The sequence below is a fragment of the Salinisphaera sp. Q1T1-3 genome, assembly GCF_003602005.1.
Classification (GTDB): Bacteria; Pseudomonadota; Gammaproteobacteria; order Nevskiales; family Salinisphaeraceae; genus Salinisphaera.
In genome coordinates, this window is the sequence record NZ_QZWD01000009.1 from 1 (window position 1) to 17,635 (window position 17,635).

General features: G+C 64.2%; 17 protein-coding genes. 11 read left to right on the forward strand and 6 right to left on the reverse strand.

Annotated features, from left to right (window positions below):
• Positions 1 to 261 precede the first annotated feature (261 nt).
• The 6 genes from hslV (at position 262) to D3260_RS09750 (ending at position 5,438) form a co-directional block, all read left to right on the forward strand.
• Positions 262 to 804: an ATP-dependent protease subunit HslV gene (hslV, locus tag D3260_RS09725; RefSeq protein ID WP_120098408.1), complete on the forward strand. Its 543-nt coding sequence runs from the start codon at positions 262 to 264 to the stop codon at positions 802 to 804.
• A complete protein-coding gene (gene hslU / locus D3260_RS09730) occupies positions 797 to 2,197 on the forward strand; it encodes an ATP-dependent protease ATPase subunit HslU (RefSeq protein WP_199671447.1) in 1,401 nt (466 codons plus the stop codon). The genes hslV and hslU overlap by 8 nt, the downstream gene beginning before the upstream one ends.
• 116 nt (positions 2,198 to 2,313) lie before the next feature.
• The gene (locus D3260_RS09735; RefSeq protein ID WP_120098409.1) at positions 2,314 to 2,676 is read left to right on the forward strand and encodes a gamma-butyrobetaine hydroxylase-like domain-containing protein; all 363 of its coding nucleotides are present in this window, start codon (positions 2,314 to 2,316) and stop codon (positions 2,674 to 2,676) included.
• A gap of 135 nt (positions 2,677 to 2,811) precedes the next feature.
• Positions 2,812 to 3,192 carry a hypothetical protein gene (locus D3260_RS09740; protein ID WP_120098410.1) on the forward strand — a complete coding sequence of 127 codons (381 nt, stop codon included), beginning with the start codon at positions 2,812 to 2,814 and terminating at the stop codon, positions 3,190 to 3,192.
• Between the two features lie 166 nt (positions 3,193 to 3,358).
• Entirely contained in the window at positions 3,359 to 4,087 is a 729-nt protein-coding gene (locus D3260_RS09745) for a PEP-CTERM sorting domain-containing protein (RefSeq protein WP_120098411.1), read from the forward strand.
• 283 nt (positions 4,088 to 4,370) lie between these two features.
• Positions 4,371 to 5,438, forward strand: coding sequence for a hypothetical protein (locus tag D3260_RS09750; RefSeq protein WP_120098412.1), 1,068 nt, complete (start codon positions 4,371 to 4,373; stop codon positions 5,436 to 5,438).
• A 36-nt stretch (positions 5,439 to 5,474) separates the two neighbouring features.
• Here the strand turns inward: D3260_RS09750 and D3260_RS09755 are convergent, their stop codons facing one another.
• From D3260_RS09755 to D3260_RS09770, 4 genes are all read right to left on the reverse strand, one after another.
• Complete coding sequence (locus tag D3260_RS09755) at positions 5,475 to 6,245, reverse strand: SDR family NAD(P)-dependent oxidoreductase (protein WP_120098413.1); 771 nt, start codon at positions 6,243 to 6,245, stop codon at positions 5,475 to 5,477.
• A 576-nt stretch (positions 6,246 to 6,821) separates the two neighbouring features.
• The gene (locus D3260_RS09760; RefSeq protein WP_233544024.1) at positions 6,822 to 7,955 is read right to left on the reverse strand and encodes a mechanosensitive ion channel family protein; all 1,134 of its coding nucleotides are present in this window, start codon (positions 7,953 to 7,955) and stop codon (positions 6,822 to 6,824) included.
• A gap of 82 nt (positions 7,956 to 8,037) precedes the next feature.
• A complete protein-coding gene (locus tag D3260_RS09765; protein ID WP_120098414.1) occupies positions 8,038 to 9,891 on the reverse strand; it encodes a monovalent cation:proton antiporter family protein in 1,854 nt (617 codons plus the stop codon).
• A gap of 234 nt (positions 9,892 to 10,125) precedes the next feature.
• Positions 10,126 to 10,602: a hypothetical protein gene (locus D3260_RS09770; RefSeq protein ID WP_147418158.1), complete on the reverse strand. Its 477-nt coding sequence runs from the start codon at positions 10,600 to 10,602 to the stop codon at positions 10,126 to 10,128.
• 236 nt (positions 10,603 to 10,838) lie between these two features.
• Between D3260_RS09770 and D3260_RS09775 the strand changes: the two genes are divergently transcribed.
• The 5 genes from D3260_RS09775 to D3260_RS09795 all read left to right on the forward strand — a co-directional run bounded on the left by D3260_RS09775 (position 10,839) and on the right by D3260_RS09795 (position 14,862).
• Positions 10,839 to 11,957 (forward strand): esterase-like activity of phytase family protein, encoded by a 1,119-nt coding sequence (locus D3260_RS09775; protein ID WP_158583482.1) that lies wholly within the window; start codon positions 10,839 to 10,841, stop codon positions 11,955 to 11,957.
• A gap of 107 nt (positions 11,958 to 12,064) precedes the next feature.
• Complete coding sequence (locus D3260_RS09780; protein ID WP_120098417.1) at positions 12,065 to 12,937, forward strand: FkbM family methyltransferase; 873 nt, start codon at positions 12,065 to 12,067, stop codon at positions 12,935 to 12,937.
• Positions 12,938 to 13,016: 79 nt separating this feature from the next.
• Entirely contained in the window at positions 13,017 to 13,691 is a 675-nt protein-coding gene (locus tag D3260_RS09785; protein WP_120098418.1) for a class I SAM-dependent methyltransferase, read from the forward strand.
• Between the two features lie 89 nt (positions 13,692 to 13,780).
• Entirely contained in the window at positions 13,781 to 14,167 is a 387-nt protein-coding gene (locus tag D3260_RS09790; protein WP_158583483.1) for a DUF2267 domain-containing protein, read from the forward strand.
• Positions 14,168 to 14,259: 92 nt separating this feature from the next.
• Positions 14,260 to 14,862 (forward strand): hypothetical protein, encoded by a 603-nt coding sequence (locus tag D3260_RS09795; RefSeq protein ID WP_120098420.1) that lies wholly within the window; start codon positions 14,260 to 14,262, stop codon positions 14,860 to 14,862.
• Positions 14,863 to 14,901: 39 nt separating this feature from the next.
• Here D3260_RS09795 and D3260_RS09800 read toward each other — a convergent pair whose 3' ends face one another.
• Together D3260_RS09800 and asd are read right to left on the reverse strand one after the other, a co-directional pair.
• Complete coding sequence (locus D3260_RS09800; RefSeq protein WP_120098421.1) at positions 14,902 to 15,978, reverse strand: low specificity L-threonine aldolase; 1,077 nt, start codon at positions 15,976 to 15,978, stop codon at positions 14,902 to 14,904.
• Positions 15,979 to 16,467: 489 nt separating this feature from the next.
• On the reverse strand, positions 16,468 to 17,586 hold the full coding sequence (gene asd, locus D3260_RS09805) for an aspartate-semialdehyde dehydrogenase (RefSeq protein WP_120098531.1): 1,119 nt from the start codon (positions 17,584 to 17,586) through the stop codon (positions 16,468 to 16,470).
• Positions 17,587 to 17,635: the final 49 nt, after the last annotated feature.

Genomic DNA, 17,635 nt, shown 5'->3' on the forward strand with positions numbered 1-17,635 from the left:
GCCCAGATCGAGCCGCACCAGTCGGTGGCGATGGGTGAGAGCGTCACGCTGGGCTGCGCGGCCGACAAGCTCTATCTGTTCGATACGAACGACGAGAAGGCGCTGGTCGGCATCGATATCGCGGCTGGCACACCCACCGGATAAGCCCCGTCAGCGGCCGGGGCCGCCGCTCGCGGCTGCGCGGTCGCCGAGGGCTTGTCTTGAATCGCTCATCGCGCGGCCCCACAACCTCGTGGAACACATGAACGCGAGAGCACGCAAGTGAAGCAATTCGACGGCACGACAATTCTGTCCGTGCGGCGTGGCAACCAGGTTGCGATCGCCGGTGACGGGCAGGTGTCGATGGGCAACACCCTGTTCAAGGGCAATGCACGCAAGGTGCGCCGCCTGTACGACGAGAAGGTGTTGGCAGGTTTTGCTGGCGGTACGGCGGATGCCTTCACGCTGTTCGAGCGTTTCGAAGGCAAGCTGTCCCAGCATAACGGCCAGCTCGTCAAATCCGCGGTCGACATGGCCAAGGACTGGCGGACCGACCGGGCACTGCGACGTCTGGAGGCGTTGCTTCTGGTTGCCGATTCCACGGCCACCCTGATGATCTCCGGCAACGGCGATGTCATGGAGCCGGAATATGGCTGCATGGCGATCGGTTCGGGCGGCTCGTACGCCCAGGCCGCCGCCCGCGCGCTGCTCGAAAACACCGATATGGAAGCCGCCGAAATCGCGGAGAAAGCACTCCATATCGCTGCCGATACCTGCGTCTACACCAACCACTACATCACCGTGGAGGTGCTCGATCATGAGTGAAGCTGCCACCGAAACCCTGGGCACCGAGAGCGCTGAGGCCGCGCTGCCGCGCGCACAGATGACGCCACGCGAGATCGTCGCCGAGCTGGATCGGCACATCATCGGCCAGGCCGAGGCCAAGCGCAGTGTGGCCATCGCCCTGCGCAACCGCTGGCGGCGGATGCAGCTCGACGATGCGATCCGCGGCGAGATTACGCCCAAGAACATCCTGATGATCGGGCCGACGGGCGTCGGCAAGACCGAGATCGCGCGTCGTCTGGCCAAGCTGGCGAAGGCGCCGTTCACCAAGGTCGAGGCGACCAAGTTCACCGAAGTGGGCTATGTCGGCAAGGAAGTCGACTCGATCATCAAGGATCTGGTCGAAGTCGGCATGAAGATGACGCGTGAGGAAGCCAAGAAGCGCGTCCAGAACGATGCCGAGCTGGCCGCCGAGGAACGGATTCTCGACAGTCTGTTGCCCAAGCCGAAGCACGACGACTGGGACGATTCGTCCAAGGCTACGGAATCCACCGCCACGCGGGAGGTGTTCCGCAAGCGTCTGCGCGAGGGCAAGCTCGATGACAAGGAAGTCGAGCTGGAGCTGGCGCAGAACCAGAGCGTGGAGATCATGGCACCGCCCGGCATGGAGGAGATGACCAACCAGCTCCAGTCCATGTTCCAGAACATGGGCGGCGGCAACAAGACCAAGCGCTCCAAGGTCAAGATCAAGGACGCCTACCGGCAGCTGGTCGACGAGGAAGCCGCCAAGCTGGTCGACGAGGAACAGATCAAGAGCCAGGCGATCCACGAGGTCGAGAACAACGGTATCGTCTTCCTCGACGAGATCGACAAGGTCTGCAAGAGCTCGGAGGCCGGCAACGGCTCAGGTGGCGATGTCTCTCGTGAAGGCGTGCAGCGCGATCTCTTGCCGCTGGTCGAGGGCTCGACGATTTCGACCAAGTACGGGATGGTCCGCACTGATCACATCCTGTTCATCGCCTCGGGGGCGTTCCATGTCTCCAAGCCGTCGGATCTGATCCCCGAGCTGCAGGGCCGTCTGCCGATTCGCGTGGAACTCAACGCGCTCAAGGCCGAGGATTTCGTCCGGATCCTCACCGAGCCGCACTGCTCGCTGACCGAGCAGTACGTCGAGTTGATGAACGTCGAGGGTGTGAAGATCGACTTCACCGACGACGGCGTGCACCGCATCGCCGAAATGGCGTTCAACGTCAACGAAGGCACCGAGAACATCGGCGCGCGGCGGCTGCATACGATCATGGAGCGTCTGATGGAGGAGATTTCCTTCGAAGGGCCGGACAAGTCTGGTGAAACGCTGACCGTCGATGCCGCCTATGTCGACGGCAAGCTCAAGGATCTGGCCGCGGACGAGGATCTATCGCGCTACATTCTGTAACGCAGACGCGGTGTGCCTGAAGTTGACAGGCTTTCGGGCATGCGTTGCCCGAGACCGCCGGAGCAGGGCATCCTGCTCCGGCTTTTTCATGTCCGGCGAATCCGCCCGAGCGGCCCATGACTGACGTTCCCACCGACATCACGCTGCACCAGAAATCCGGCGTGCTCGAAGTCGTCTATTCCGACGGCGCGATGTACAACTTGCCCCTGGAATATCTGCGCGTCTATTCGCCCTCGGCGGAAGTGCGCGGCCATGGCGGGCCGATGAAGCTCGTCACCGGCAAGAAGGATATCGGCGTCGAGAAGATCGAGCCCGTCGGCAACTATGCCATCCAGCTGTTCTTCGATGATGGACACAACACGGGTATCTTTTCCTGGGAGACGCTGCGCGAGCTGGGCGCGGATTACGAGCGCAACTGGCAGGCCTATCTCGCGCGCCTGGATGAGGCCGGGGCCTCGCGCGAACGACAGTGGCACTGAACGGCCTCTTGCCTGTTTTGATGCCGGCCCGGGCGCTGTAGCCGCGTTCGGTCACGCGGCATGACATCCGTTTCAGCCGCTAGGGCCTGTTGATGTGTCGTGCGAGTCCGCGCCAAGTGCGCCCTGAAATTGACGATGGGCGGCAAGATGAGGCATGGCACGCATAACATGTCATTCTGCGCCAGCGTGCTGGAACACTGGATTGCCGTCGTGTTTTTGATTTTGGAGCGCTTGTCCCTTTGGGTTGGGCCACAAATCCCGCCCGGCGGCGTTGCGAGCCTTGATCGTGGCACGCCACGATCGGCAACTCGCGCCTTGCCGGACATGCTGCGGCCTTTCGACGAAAAGGCGCTCGAACGAAGCATCAACAGACCCTGGGAACGCTCGCACACCGGGGCGTCATATCCAGGGCATGTCGGCATTGCTGACACGTGTCATCACCAACCGTCGATGGAGGCGGGCCCGTCGCCTGACAACGAGTTCGCCTTGTGCAATCAGGCTTGGCGCGGTATGTGATGCTGCCGATATGGCGGCCGTTCATCCCGGAATCCATGTCGATTTTTCTTACAAGTTGCGGCCGGATCTAAAAAATATCCAATTAAAACATTGGTTTATGTTTTGGCACGCATCCTGCGTCGAGCGCTTCGGGACGAGGTTCTTGAACTAAACGAGGCGGGACGACATGAAGACTCAATTGATGGCAGCGGCGATCGGCGGTGCGATGTCGCTTTTCAGCGCGAGCGCCTTCGCAACGCCGATTTCCTATACCGATATCGCCAGCGGTTCCGGTGGCGGCCTGAGTTTCAGCGCGAATGCGGGCAGTGAACTGACCACGCGCACGATCGGTAATGTGACAGGGGCCGGTGTGCGCGGTGGCCCCGGCGGCGACGAACTCGGCATCGGCGAGTCGATTACCGCCTACGGCGCGAATTTTCTCCTCAACGGGACGTCACTGGCGTTCCTGTTCGATGGCCCGGAATACGGCGACACGCAGGAAATCGCGCGGTTCACGGCAACGTTTGCCAACGGCGGCACGAGTGTCGCGCGCCTGACCAATATCTACAGCAGCGATGGCGATTCGGATGTCTCGCTGTTCGTCGATGGCACGGAGCGCAATGATCTGGTCAACAGTGCGACCGAGGCCAGCAGCGATGTCGTCTCCCAGATCGTGCTCGGCGCGCTGTTCGGCGATAACGTACTGTCGTCGCTGAGTTTCGAGGCGGAGCCGGGTGAGTGCGCGACCGGTAACTGCTACAGCGACTCCGACTATGCGATCGAGAACATCGATGCCACGCGCGTCGATGCCTCGGACGTGCCCGAACCGGGCACTGTGGCGATGTTCATGATCGGTCTGCTGCTGGTCGGCGGCGGCCTGTTCGCACGCCGCAGTCGTGGTCGTGACTTGATCTGAGCGGCGATACCGACGTGTCACGAGGGCACGTCGGTCAGGCCCTGGTGAGCCGGCTCTCCGCCACGGAGGCCGGCTTTCTTTTTGGGCTGGGGGCAAGGCGAGGCGTCACGACGATGCGTGTGGCGCGTGGCGGAAGGCCCGGTGGTGTCGAGCGCGTTGAACGCGTCCTGCCGGTGTGTGCTGCTCGTGAAGCAACGTCCACGCTTCGATGACGAAAACTGAATGTGTCCGCTGATACGGTCGAGCTGGATCAATGATTTATGGCTTGTCAGAGGGCATCGACATGTCAAGCGACATCGCAGGAAGCGCGCCGCTCGGGGGCGCAACGATCGAATCAGGTACGGCAACGGCCACGTACACGCGGGCAGCGGTCGAGACGCCGCGTACGCTTGTCGTGCATGTCGGGCTGCCGAAGGCAGCCAGTTCCTATCTGCACGTGGATGTTTTTCCTCAGGTGATGGGCGGGCATTACGTCATGCCCGGGGCCGCCAATGCGAAGAAATCGGCCTATCGGTTCCCGCGCAATCGTTTCGGCGTACGCCGCTTTTCCGACGCTTTCCAGAAGGATGCGGCGTTCTGGGCGGCGCATGGCCAGGCCTTTCTGCGTCAGTACATGGGCCTGGCCGATTTCGAGACGACGAAACCGCGCTCGCTGCTGATTTCCGACGAGGCCGTGACGCGTGTCAACCATTACGGCGTGCGCAACATGCCCGCCGCCTTCGATCCGGGTGCGCTGCGTGCCAATCTGCGCGGGCTCTACGACAGCGCGCGTGGCCTCGGCTTCGACCGCGTGCGCCTGATGTTGATGACGCGCCGGCAGGATACGTTGCTCGCGGCCAGCTATGTCCAGCAGTCGCGCAAGATCCCGCGGGCCTCGCAGGCCGATTTCGAGCGACGCGTGCAGACTCTGCTGTCACGTTCGAACGACGACCTGAGCCGGCAGTTCTTCGGTATCGACTACGGGCGGCTTTTTGATTGTTTCGCCGATGTGGTCGGCGCGGAGAACGTCAGCGTGATGCCGATCGAGCTGATCGGGCCCGAGTTCGATGTCTTCATCGACGAGATGCGCCGCGTGCTCGATGTCGACAATACCCACCTCGACCTGTCTCAGGCGCCGGTCAATGCGCGTTCGCGTACGGCCAACCGCTGGGGGTTGCGCCCGCTGCTGCTTTACAAATCGCGCCATAGTCGGGTCCAGCTCACGGTGCCGACGCGTCTGAGTGGCCGGGCCTCCGAGATCGAGTTGACCGAACCGCTGGCCGCGGCTATCCGCGACCACTTCGACAGCGAGAATCGGCGCCTGGCTGAGATGACCGGCCTGGATCTCGCCGCCTACGGTTACCACGAGTGATCGGTCGTCGCCGCCCGGGCAGCCCGGGCGCGCGCCTCAGCCCCAGCCGGCGTCGACGAAGTATTCGTGGGCGGTGCACATCGCACTGTCGTCGGCGGCCAGGAAAAGCACGGTCGGAGCCACATCTGCCGGTGCGAGATGCTGTTTCAGGCACTGTATTTCGGCCAGTCGCGTCTTGTCCTCGGGCGTAATCCATTTTTCGAGCTGGCGTTGTGTCAGCACCGCCCCGGGGATGACCGTGTTCACGCGGATATGGTCGCCGCCCAGGTCGCGTGCCATGCTTCGTGTCAGGCCATGCACGGCTGCCTTGGCGGTCGTGTAGCCGGGCATGTTGCCGAGGCCGACCTTCCAACTGATCGAGCCGAAATTGATGATCGAGCCGCCGCCGGCCGAGGCCATGCCGGGCGCGGCGGCCTGGATAGCGAAGAACTGAGGCCTGAGGTTGATGGCCATGCGCTCGTCCCAGTCGTCCGGCGAGACGTCGCGCCAGTCGTGTCGATCATCGTTGGCAGCATTGTTGATCAACACACGGATGGGGCCGTGTGCGGCCTCGAACTCCCGAATACAGCCCTGCAATGCGGTGATATCACGGATATCGCAGTGGCTGTAACTGACCCGATGGGCCGATGACTCGGCCGTGAGTCTGTCGACCAGGGCACGACTGGCCGTGTCGTCGATATCGATGAAATGCACGATTGCGTTCTGGCGCGCGAAGGCCGTGACGAGACTCGCGCCGATACCGCTGCCACCGCCGGTGATGAACACGGGGCGGTCTGCCAGGCTGGGGTAGATCGCCGATGAGTGCATGTGCGGTCCTTGTCTCGTGCGCGGGCTGCATGGCCCGATGCGTTATGAAAGATAAGAGATGTCCATGTCCAACCCGAGCGCGGCCGCCAAAACCGTGCCGATACGCAGGCGGTGCAGGTGAGCCCATACGCGCGAGGCCGGGGCGTACGCCCATTGGACGCGGTGGTTTCGAGACATTCTCGTATGTCGAACATTCACGGCGAAAGACGGCTTTCGTCGGAGCCGTTCGGCCGGTTGCTCCGGTCCGAAGCCAAGCGCTGTTCTGCGGCAAGACGAGGCGTAGCAGGCATAGCGTGTCATTCTGCGCCAGCCTGCTGGAACGCTGTATTGCCGTCGTGTTCTTGATTTTGGGGCGCTTGTCCCTTGGGGTTGGGCCGCCCATGAAACTCGACGATGGGCGCCCGGCGGCGTTGCGCGTCTGGATCGCGGCACGCCACGATCGGCCACTCGCGTCTTGCCGGACACACGGCGGTCTCTCGACGAAAAGGCGCTCGAACGAAACCTCAACAGGCCCTAGCGTGCGGGGCCAGATGAAACGACAGGGCCGAGCGGGGCGGCCCGGCCGACAATGCGTCGTCAGAAGCCGTCTTCGGAACCCGGCGACGGGTCCGGCGGCGGGCGATCGCCGATCTCTTCGCGATCGGCCCAGGCCGCCCGCTGACGCGGCAGGTGCTGTGGATAATGTTCGGTGGCAAAGGCCAGCATGTGTTCCCGGACCCGACACCGGAAATGCCAGAGCGTGATCGAATCCCGGGCGCTGAGTAGAAACCGGATCTTCTTGGTGCGCTCGGTCGCATCGACGACCTGGGTATGACCGATCCGGCGATCCCAGTCGGCATCGGTGCGCAACAGCCGGTCGAACTCGGCGCGTAGCGGGGCGACCGGCATCGCGTAGTCGACCCAGATGAAGACCTCACCGAACAGATTGGCGGTCTGTCGTGTCCAGTTCTCGAAGGGATTCTCCACGAACCACTGCAACGGCACGATCAGCCGTCGCATGTCCCAGGCGCGTAGTACCACGTAGGTCGAGGTGATGTCCTCGACCCAGCACCAGTTGCCCTCGACCTTGAGCACGTCCTCGATCCGGAACGGCTGTGAGAGCGCAATCTGCAGACCGGCCAGCAGATTGCCGATGACCGGGCGGGCGGCGAAGCCGAGGATCAGACCGCCGATGCCGGCCGAGGCGAGCAGGCTGGTGCCCAACTGCTGGATGGAGGGAAAGGTCATCAGCGCCGCGGCCAGGCCGATGATCGCGATCAGGACAGCGAGCCCGCGGCTGATGAAGCGCGCCTGGGTCTCGAGCTTGCGCGCCGAATGATGCTTGCCCTCCACGGCGGGATTCAGTCCGACAATGATGTCGCCGATCGCCCGTGTGGCCCGCAGTGCCGCCCAGGTCAGGGCCAGGATCAGGCACAGGCTCGTGACATGACGTATGACCGCGATCCAGGGCAGGTTCTGGGTATGGCCCTGCCAGGCCAGTTGCAGCACGAACAGAAAGATGACGGTGCCGCCTGCCCGGCTGCAGTCATTGATGCACTGGTGGGCGACTGGATGGGTACGGGTCAGGCGACGCAGCAATGCCACGCCGCCGATATAGATCATCAGTACCGTGGTGGCGATCGTCAGTGTGACCGCGGCCATGATCACCCAGTCCCAGGCCGGCGAGGGCAGGATCTTGTCGAGCAGTTCGACCGGTGCATCCAGGTTCATGCCGATAGATAAGCAAGATTGATGCGCGAATGTCGACTGTGACGGTCGGGCGCGGACGACGCCGGCCGCCCGCCGGGTGGGATCAGCGCCGGGCGAGACGCCTGGCGGCGGTGTCGACCTCGTCACGCGTGCCGGTCAGGGTCAGCGTGTCGTTGATGCGCAGTACTGTGTTCGGTTCGGCCTCGAGTACGGCATGACGGCGCTCGATGCGCAGTACCCGGACACCGGCCGGCAGATGCAGATGACGCAGCTCCAGCTCGGCCAGCCAGCTGTTCTGCAGCTTGGCGATACGAATCTCGTGATTTTCGTCCTCGTGTACGGCGCCATCGATCTGCGCGCCGCCGAGCACCATGCTTTCCATGAGCAGCAGCTTGGCATAGGCCGGATTGACAACCTGAACCGCGAGCTGGCGGAAGCGCGCGTTCAGCGTCGGGTCGCGCACCCAGGCGAGCAGCCGTTTGACGGCATGCACTTCGCGCGCGACACGACAGATCTGCAGATTGTCCTCGTCGGTATCGGCCATGGCGATCACGGTGTGGGCACGGGCCACGCCGGCCGTGCGCAGATGTTCGCTTACACGAGTGCGCGAAGGCGCGGCGCCGTCGTCGCCGGCCGGCAGGCCGTGGGCCGTCTCGACCGCGCGCCCCATGGTCGTCAGCCGCTGGGCCAGCGTGGCTGCGTCCGGGCTGTCGCCGACCACGAGGATGACCGGCGCGGCCTGATATTGCCGCGGGACGAGACGGCTGAAGGCGATCGGCGAAATCAGACAGCTGATGATCGCGACCAGAATGATTGCGGCGTTCAGCGCCGGTGAAATGACCCCGATCTCCACGCCGATCGCAGCGACCGCGATGATCAGCGACAGGCGCGCCGAGAGCAGCGTGCTGGCCGCCAGGGTCTCGCGCCAGCCGAAGGCGAGCTTGAAGACGAGCGCGCCGACGAGTTTCACGATGAAAGCCGCGGCGAGCAGCAGTCCGACCGTCTCCCAAGGCGAGTTCGAGCCGAGCAGGGCCGGCAGATTGAACTTCACGCCGACCATGATGAAGAAGATCGGGATGAAGAAGCCGTAGCCGATCGCATCGAGCTTTTCACGCAGGACCGGGCTTTCCCGGCCGGCCAGCAGGGAGACGATCACGCCGGCGAGAAAGGCCCCGAGAATGTTCTCGATACCGAGGCTCTCGGCGAGCGCGATGAACACCAGTGCCAGCGCCATCGAACCGCGCACACGAATCTGCGACGTGGCCGTGGACAGCGCCAGCATCAGCCGCTGGGCCGGCAGATGGGAGCGCATGCGCCCGGCCGTGCGATAGACCGCGACGAAGGCGATCAGCAGCACCATGATCAGCAATAGATCGACCGCGCCGCCGACGCGCAGCATGGCATAGCCGGAGACCAGCAGAATGGTCACGAAATCGGCGACCAGCGCGGCCACGAGCAGGGCCTGGCCGAAGGGCGCGTCAATCAGACCGCGTTCCTTGAGCACTGGTGCCACCACGCCCAGCGACGTCGTCGACAGGATCAGCGCCATGAGCCAGGGCTGGGCCACCAGGCCGAGATAGGTCAGATAGAACCCGGCGGCCAGCGAACACAGCGTGGTGATCACGAACGCTGCCCCGCCGAGCACGAACGGATTGCGTCGCAGGCGATCACCGAGATGACTGGCGCGCAGGCCGCGACGCGGCGTCAGCCCGGAGAAATCGATTTCCAGCCCCGACAGGAACATCAGATAGGCGAAGCCGAAGACCGACAGCACCCGCAGCACGAAGTCCTGTTCGACCAGATGCAGCCCGCTGTGGCCAACCAGCATGCCGGCGGCGATTTCGCCGACCACGACCGGAATGCCGAGACGCCGGATGGGGGACAGAGCCACCGGCACGGCAAAGCTCAGCGCAATCACCACCAGCAGCGGTACGAAGGAAATATCGTGGCCGTTCATCGGGCGCCGTGTTCGTCGGCTCGGGTCGAGCGGGTCTGGGCGGTGCTCACATCGGCCCTCGTCGTTGCATCATCTGGAAGAAATCGTCGTTGCGCGACGATACGGTACCGGCGCGGCGCCTCGTCCTGCAGTCAGACGATCGTGGGCGCGGGCCGGAAAACGGTCCGACGGTGGCCTGGCACCGTGGTCGCGTGTGCTGTCGCGCCAGAGCGCGATCAGACGCCACGCGCTTGTTCAGCGGTCGCTGTTGCCGTCCCGTTCGAGCTCGTCGAATGCGGCCAGCCATTCGTCGGTTTCGTCATCCTCGGCGGCGACACGATCGGCCATGGCGTCCAGCTCGTCGCTCGGGCCGCTGTCGCCGGTCGGTGGCATGTCGGCGGTGTAGGCTGGTGTGCCGAGTGCGCCGTCATCCGGTGCGGTCTGGGTGGCATCCGATGACGGCGTCTTGGCCTTGGACTGTTGTCGCGTCGTACGCGCGCCACTCTGGTTCGCGTCCTTTGGCGCGCCGCGCTTGTCCAGGCTTTCGGTCTCGCAGATGCACACGGTGTCGTCGGTCCAGACGACCTGCGTGATCCGAGCCTGCCATTGCTTGTTGGCACGGGTCACGATGCGCACCGTATCGCCGACTTGAACGGGGGCATCGGTCTTGCATCCCCAGTTGCCGTTGCGGAGCTTGCACGGGCTGGCTTCGAGAAGATCGTCGTCACTCATGGCAATCGCCGGGCGGATGGCAGGAATATCGTGTCGCACGAATACGTCGACAGCGCGTGCATGGTTATACGAAACCGGATATGACTCAAGACAAGAAGCCCGGACCACAGCCGATGCGTACGCCGGGGCGCCCGAGACCGCGTGTTTCACGCGGAACCGGCGATTTCATCCGGATGTCATGCGCCGTCCGCGATAATGCGTCGCATCCACGATCAACCGTGCGACAGGGGCGGCGCATGACAATACGTTCGGGCATGGGCCTGCTGTTGCTGTTATTCGGCTCGACGGGGCTGGCCGCAGCACAGCCCGTACCGCAGCTGACCTGGATCGGTGAAGCGGATATCGCCACCGGGACCGACTACGACGGCACCGAAATCGGCGGTCTGTCCGGCATCGATTACGATCCGGCGAGCGGGCGTTATGTCGCGATCAGCGATAACCGCGGCGCACACGGGCCGGTGCGCTTCTACACCCTGCGTCTGGATCTTGGTGACGGCCGTCGACGGTTCGATATCAAAGACGTGCATTTCACCGGCACGACCGTCATCCGCAATCGTGCCGGCAAGCCGCTCGCGCGCGGCATCGCCGATCCGGAAAGCATCCGGATCGGCCCGCAAGGAAACCGGATCTACTGGACCAGTGAGGGCGCGGCCGCCCAGGGCCGGCCGCCGTCGGTCAACGTGATGACCGATGACGGCGCACCGGTCGGCCGGTTCACATTGCCGCCGGCTTACGCGCCGCGAGCCGGACACGGGGTGCGTGACAATCTCGCCTTCGAAAGCCTGACTTATCAGCCGGCCGGCGATCTCTGGATCACCGCGGTCGAGAATGCACTCGTCCAGGATGGCCCGGTGCCGACCACGCGCCATGCAAGCCCGGCCCGTGTCCTGGCCTTCGATGCGGCGACCGGCCGGCCTGTGCATCAATACGTCTACGAGGTCTCGCCGATCCCCGGCCCCTCGCCCGACGACGGCAAAGCGGCCAACAACGGGCTCTCGGAGATGTTGACCCTGGGGCCGCACCGCTATATCGCGCTCGAGCGCGCCTTCATTCCCGGCGTGGGCAACCGTATTCGCCTGTTCCGGACCACGACACGCGGGGCCACCGATATCTCGGGTCGGGATTCGATCCGGGGCGGCCAGATCCAGCCGATGCCCAAGCATCTGCTACTGGATCTCGATCGGGCCGGCATTCAGACGGACAACATCGAAGGCATGACCTTCGGGCCCCGTATCGACGGCGATCGGACACTGGTGCTGATCGCCGACAACAACTTCAACCCGCACGAACGAACGCAGATTCTGGTCTTCCGACTGCACGCGGGCGCCGCGTCAAACAGCGCATCGGCAGGCTGATCGCCGAGTCGCGACCGTGGCCTGCCGTGCGTCACCGATGGGCGACCGGGATCCCGATTGCCTCGCCACAGACGCTACACTGGGGGCACTGATCGCTCGGGGGACCCATGACCGCAGTGCACGCCAGCCGAACCGCAAGCCGGCAGACGCCGGTGTCCGATACCGGCGTCGTTGCCGGCACGGACGAGTCATTACTGCTGCCCGCCAGGCCGCCGTGGCTGCGGCGTCGTGTGCTGCGGCTGCGCAAGTACTGGTATCGCCGTATCCGGCCGGACCGGGTGCGGCTCAACGGTGTGTCGATCGCGATCGATCGTCAGGCGTTTTCGGACAAGATCGTACGACGGCTCTACGACGGCGGCTACGAGGCCGAGGAATGTCAGGCGCTCGCCAAGACACTCGGTGCCACGGACCGCATGCTCGAACTGGGCTCCGGGCTGGGTTACCTGTCGACCTTCGCAGCCCGCCGCATCGGCAGCGAACAGGTCACGACCTGTGAAGCCAATCCGCATCTGATTCCTGTCATCGAGCGCACCTTTCGCGACAACCGGGTTGCGCCGCGCCTGCTTCAGGGCGTGATGACCCGTGATGGACGGGCCGGTGAAACCTGCCCGTTCTATGTGCACAAGCGTAATTTCTGGTCCTCCTCGCTGAGCGATCTCGGCACGGATTTCCGTCGGACAGCGGTGCCCTGCATGCATTGGGACACAATGCTGGCCACACTGCGCCCGAGCTATCTCGTCATGGACATCGAAGGCGGCGAGATTGCGTTACTGCAGGATTTCGACGCGCCGTTCGTCGACAAGCTGCTGGTGGAATTCCATCCGCAGAAGACCGGTGAAATCGGGATCGAGCGGGTTTTCGCGCAGCTGGCCGAGCGCGGCTTCGAGCGTACCCGAGTGACCGCCGGGGCCCATGTCTATTATTTCGCACGGCCTGCGACGGCGGCCGGCGACGCATCATCGCGCGCCCAAGCGTTCTGACCGCGGTTTCTCGGTAGCCCGGATGGCCCGTTGACCGGTCGTGTGTCGGCCTGTCTGGCATCGATTCGTCGAGTCAGGCATGTTGCCCACTGGGCAGGACAATACAGAGGCGCCGGTGCCGGAAGACCCGAAGACGCGCGATTTCGTCGGTATCACATACGCCGATCGCGAAGCCCTGGAAGCCTATTACGACGAGTGGGCGGCGACATACGACATCGACATGCCGGACATGGGCTATGATGCGCCGGGCGAGGTGGCGCGCCTGATGGCCGAGACGGGGCTTGCGCTCGATGCGCCCATTCTCGATGCCGGATGCGGTACCGGGTTGACCGGTCAGGCGCTGGCCGACGGCGGATTTGCCGCAATCACGGGGCTCGATCAGTCGCAGGCCATGCTCGCGCAGGCGCGTGCCAAGCAGTGCTACACGAGTCTGGTCCGGCATGATCTGAACCAGCCGCTGCCGTTCGTCGATGACAGTTTCGCCGCCGCTCAGATCGTCGCGACACTGACCTACATCGACAACGCCGCCGGTCTGCTCGGCGAGTTGTGCCGAGTGGTCCGACCCGACGGGCCGATCGTGTTCACCCAGCGCAGTGATCTCTACGACGGTGATTTCGCTGCACTCATCGAACGGTTCGAGGATGACGGGCGCTGGCTACGCGAGGTGCATTCCGATGCTGCGGCCTATATCCCCGATCATCCGCAGTTCCGCGACGATACCCGGATCCACTACGACGTGTTCCGCGTGCGTTGAACGCGCCGATACCCTGGTGACCGCCCGTATGGTTCGTTGCGAATCGCACCGCAACAATGACGCGGTATTTCATTGATCGGACGAATTCCATGCAGACGCAGCCATTCATCGACGACGTCGCCCAGCGGGCGCAGTTGGCCGACGACGACATCGCCCGTCGCACGACCATGGCGACGGTCGAGACACTGTGCATCTATCTGCCGCGTCAGCAGACCTTCGAGCTGGCATCGCAGCTCCCCAAGGACATTGCCCAGGCCGCCGAAGCCGGCGCTCAGCAGGCCGCTGATGCGCCCGAAGAGATCACGCTGGAACGGTTCTTCGCTCAGGTCGCGACCCGTGCCGAACTGCCGGCCCGTGATATCGAGCCGGCGATCCGGGCGGCGGCGAGCGTGTTCAAGCAGGCACTGACGCGCGGCGAAAGTGTGGATGTCGTCATGGACGCGCCGCCCGATCTCGATGCGCTGCTGAGCGGCTGAACCGCGGCCCGGCTGCGTCGGGGCAGGCCATGCGCTCGCCCCGGCCGTCGGCATTCAGGCGGCATGCGGTCGATCCAGCCGAGCATGCGCCCATGAGCACGTTGTACTCGCATTCCCGCTATACGCTGCGCAGCAAGTTCTTCCGGCTGTTCGGCGGCGCCTACACGTTATACGACGACACCGGACAGGCGCTGGGTTTTGCACAGATGAAACGCTTCCGGCTCAAGGAAGACATTCGTCTGTTCGCCGATGCCGGCCATCATGAGCCGTTGCTGTCGATCCGGACCCACAGTGTTTTCGACTTCTCCGGCGCCTACGACGTGGCCGATGCCGAGGGCCGACGGATCGGCACCCTGAAGCGATCCGGGCTGAAATCGACTTTCATGCGCGATCACTGGCAGATGCTCACGCCGGAAGGCGAGGTTTATGCCGAACTGGTCGAGGACTCACAGGCCAAGGCCATGTTGCGGCGCCTGGCCGGCATGACCGAGATCCTGTCGTGGCTCAACGTCCTGTTGCCGCAGCGCTACGACCTGGACCGTCACGGCCGGCGGTTGGTGCACTATCAGCAGCGGTTCAATCCCTTCATCTACAAGCTGGATGTCGCCGTTGCCACGCCGCAGCCGCCCGATCTGGATAACCGGCTCGTATTGGCCATGGCCGTGCTGCTCGCCGCGATCGAAGGTCGTCAGTGAACGACAAGCCGATCGTGTGCGCGCGGTGATTCGGCGGTTTCAAGCCGCGATTTCAGCCTCGGCCTCGCGCAGATCGGCGATCAGCGCATCGATCAGCGCCGGTGAGGTGTTCCAGCTGCACACGAAGCGCACGCCGCCTTCGCCGATGAAGGTATAGAACGTCCACGCACGCGAGCGGAGGGCGTTCTGCATGGCAGCCGGCATCTCCAGAAACACGCTGTTGGCCTGGACCTCGAACATCGGCGAGACGCCGGCAATGTCGGAAACCCCGGCGATCAGCCGCTGGGCCATCGCGTTGGCGTGCCGGGCGTTCGACAGCCAGGCGCCGCTTTCCAGCAACCCCAGCCACGGCGCCGAGAGGTATCGCATCTTGGAGGCCAGCTGGCCGGCCTGTTTACAACGATATTCGAAATCCAGTGCCAAGCGCTTGTCGAAGAAGATCACGGCCTCACCGAACGCGAGCCCGTTCTTGGTGCCCGAAAAACACAGCACGTCGACGCCGGCGCGCCAGGTCAGTTCGGCCGGCGATACGTCGAGCCCGGCACAGGCATTGGCGAAGCGGGCCCCGTCCATGTGCACGCGCAGATCGTGGTGGTCGGCCACATCGCGAATTGCGCGCAGGGCGTTCAGATCGTAGACCGTACCGACCTCGGTCGCCTGGGTCAGCGAGACGACGCGCGGTCGCGGGTAATGAATATCGCCGCGTTTGGTGACGGTGCGTTCGATGCCCTCGGGCGTGATGCGCCCGCCGTCACCGGGCACGGTCAGCAGCTTGGAGCCGTTGGAGAAGAACTCCGGACCGCCGCACTCGTCGGTTTCGATATGGGCCAGCTGATGACAGATCACGCTGTGATAGGACTGACACAGCGACGCCAGCACCAGCGAGTTCGCCGCCGTGCCGTTGAACACGAAAAAGACTTCGCAGTCGGTCTCGAACAACGCACGAAAGGCATCGCTGGCGCGTGCCGTCCAGGTATCGTTGCCGTAGGCCAGATCGTCGACTTCGTTGGCGCGATGCAGATAATCGAGCGCCTCCGGGCAGATGCCCGAGGTATTGTCGCTGGCCAGAAAGCGTGGCGTGCTGGCGTGGTCGTCGCCGGAATGATTGTCGGACATCACGATCGATCCTCGTTGGGGCAGTCGGGCCGCCCATGTCGTGTACGCAGGCTAGCGCGGGTCCATGCACGAATCGTGCACGTCGCGCGTCTCGCCCGGGCGAAAGCAGGCCCGACGGTGTCGGCGCACGGCATGGCGCGCCCCGGGCAAGACTCGACAAGAGCGCGCCCGGGCCGTGCGTCTTGGCCGAGGCCGCCTCCGCCTTCGCCTAGGGCCTGTTGATGTGTCGTGCGAGTCCGCGCCAAGTGCTGTCTTGCGGCAAGACGAGGCGTAGTGCGCGCCGTGCCGTCATTCTGCGCCAGCGTGCTAGAACGCTGGATTGCCGTCGTGTTTTTGATTTTGGGGGCACTTGTCCCGAAGGGTTGGGCCACAAATCCCGCCCGGCGGCGTTGCGAGCCTGGATCGTGGCACGCCACGATCGGCAACTCGCGCCTTGCCGGACGTGATTTGTGGCGCCAACGCGGCGCTCGAACGAAACCTCAACACGTCCTAGAGCCGGCCGCGCAGAATGGCGAGCATGCGCTTGAGCGGCTCGGCCGCGCCCCAGAGCAACTGGTCGCCGACCGTATAGGCGGTCAGGTACTGCCCGCCCATGGCCAGTTTGCGCACGCGCCCGACCGGAATCGACAGCGTGCCGGAGACCGCGGTCGCGGTGAGCTGTTCGTTGCTGGCCTGCTTTTCGTTCGGGACCAGCTTCACCCACTCATTGTGGCCGGCGATGATCGACTCGATCTCGTCGATCGGCAGATCCTCCTTGAGCTTGATCGTGAACGCCTGGGCATGACAGCGCATCGAGCCGATGCGCACGCACAGGCCGTCCATCGGGATCGGGGCATCGGTGCGGCCGAGAATCTTGTTCGATTCGGCGCCGGCCTTCCACTCTTCCTTGGACTGGCCGGTGTCGTCGATGATCGAGTCGATCCAGGGCAGGGCCGAGCCGGCCAGCGGGAATTCGAACTCGTCGACCGGGAAGTCGGCGCTGCGCATGGTATCCGTGATCTTGCGATCAATATCGAGAATCGCCGAATTCGGCGTGGCCAGCTCGTCGGCGACCGCATCACGCAGCGTGCCCATCTGTACCAGCAGTTCCCGCATGTTGGCCGCCCCGGCGCCGGAGGCGGCCTGGTAGGTCATGGCCGACATCCACTCGATGAGGTCGCGCTCGAACAGGCCGCCCAGGCCCAGCATCATCAGACTGACCGTGCAGTTGCCGCCACAGAATGTCTTCGTGCCCCGGTCCAGCTCGCGGTCGATGACCGCGCGGTTGACCGGGTCGAGCACGATGGTGGCGTCATCGCTCATGCGCAGTTTGCTGGCGGCATCGATCCAGTAGCCGTCCCAGCCGGCGTCCCGCAACGGCTGGTAGACCGCGCCCGTGTAGTCGCCTCCCTGACAGGTCACAATGACGTCCATGGCTGCCAGGGCGTCCAGGTCCTTGGCGTCCTGGAGCGGCGAAACCTCACGACCGATGTCCGGGCCGGGCTGGCCGGCCTGGGAGGTGGAGAAGAAGACCGGTTCCAGGCCCTCGTAGTCGTTGTCGGCGAGCATGCGTTCCATGAGCACCGAGCCGACCATCCCGCGCCAGCCCACGAATCCGACTTTCAACATTTTTGTTTCCCGATACAGCATTTCATTTCGACTTGTCCATCTTAACGCG

Excerpts from the sequence above, each read along its gene's own strand:
- asd (WP_120098531.1), bottom strand. The coding sequence starts at position 17,586 with ATGTTGAAAGTCGGATTCGTGGGCTGGCGCGGGATGGTCGGCTCGGTG.
- hslU (WP_199671447.1), top strand. The coding sequence starts at position 797 with ATGAGTGAAGCTGCCACCGAAACCCTGGGCACCGAGAGCGCTGAGGCC.
- D3260_RS09770 (WP_147418158.1), bottom strand. The coding sequence starts at position 10,602 with ATGAGTGACGACGATCTTCTCGAAGCCAGCCCGTGCAAGCTCCGCAAC.
- D3260_RS09790 (WP_158583483.1), top strand. The coding sequence starts at position 13,781 with ATGCAGACGCAGCCATTCATCGACGACGTCGCCCAGCGGGCGCAGTTG.
- D3260_RS09750 (WP_120098412.1), top strand. The coding sequence starts at position 4,371 with ATGTCAAGCGACATCGCAGGAAGCGCGCCGCTCGGGGGCGCAACGATC.
- D3260_RS09775 (WP_158583482.1), top strand. The coding sequence starts at position 10,839 with ATGACAATACGTTCGGGCATGGGCCTGCTGTTGCTGTTATTCGGCTCG.
- D3260_RS09785 (WP_120098418.1), top strand. The coding sequence starts at position 13,017 with ATGTTGCCCACTGGGCAGGACAATACAGAGGCGCCGGTGCCGGAAGAC.
- D3260_RS09740 (WP_120098410.1), top strand. The coding sequence starts at position 2,812 with ATGGGCGGCAAGATGAGGCATGGCACGCATAACATGTCATTCTGCGCC.
- D3260_RS09795 (WP_120098420.1), top strand. The coding sequence starts at position 14,260 with ATGAGCACGTTGTACTCGCATTCCCGCTATACGCTGCGCAGCAAGTTC.
- D3260_RS09800 (WP_120098421.1), bottom strand. The coding sequence starts at position 15,978 with ATGTCCGACAATCATTCCGGCGACGACCACGCCAGCACGCCACGCTTT.
- D3260_RS09780 (WP_120098417.1), top strand. The coding sequence starts at position 12,065 with ATGACCGCAGTGCACGCCAGCCGAACCGCAAGCCGGCAGACGCCGGTG.
- D3260_RS09755 (WP_120098413.1), bottom strand. The coding sequence starts at position 6,245 with ATGCACTCATCGGCGATCTACCCCAGCCTGGCAGACCGCCCCGTGTTC.
- D3260_RS09765 (WP_120098414.1), bottom strand. The coding sequence starts at position 9,891 with ATGAACGGCCACGATATTTCCTTCGTACCGCTGCTGGTGGTGATTGCG.
- D3260_RS09735 (WP_120098409.1), top strand. The coding sequence starts at position 2,314 with ATGACTGACGTTCCCACCGACATCACGCTGCACCAGAAATCCGGCGTG.
- D3260_RS09760 (WP_233544024.1), bottom strand. The coding sequence starts at position 7,955 with ATGAACCTGGATGCACCGGTCGAACTGCTCGACAAGATCCTGCCCTCG.
- D3260_RS09745 (WP_120098411.1), top strand. The coding sequence starts at position 3,359 with ATGAAGACTCAATTGATGGCAGCGGCGATCGGCGGTGCGATGTCGCTT.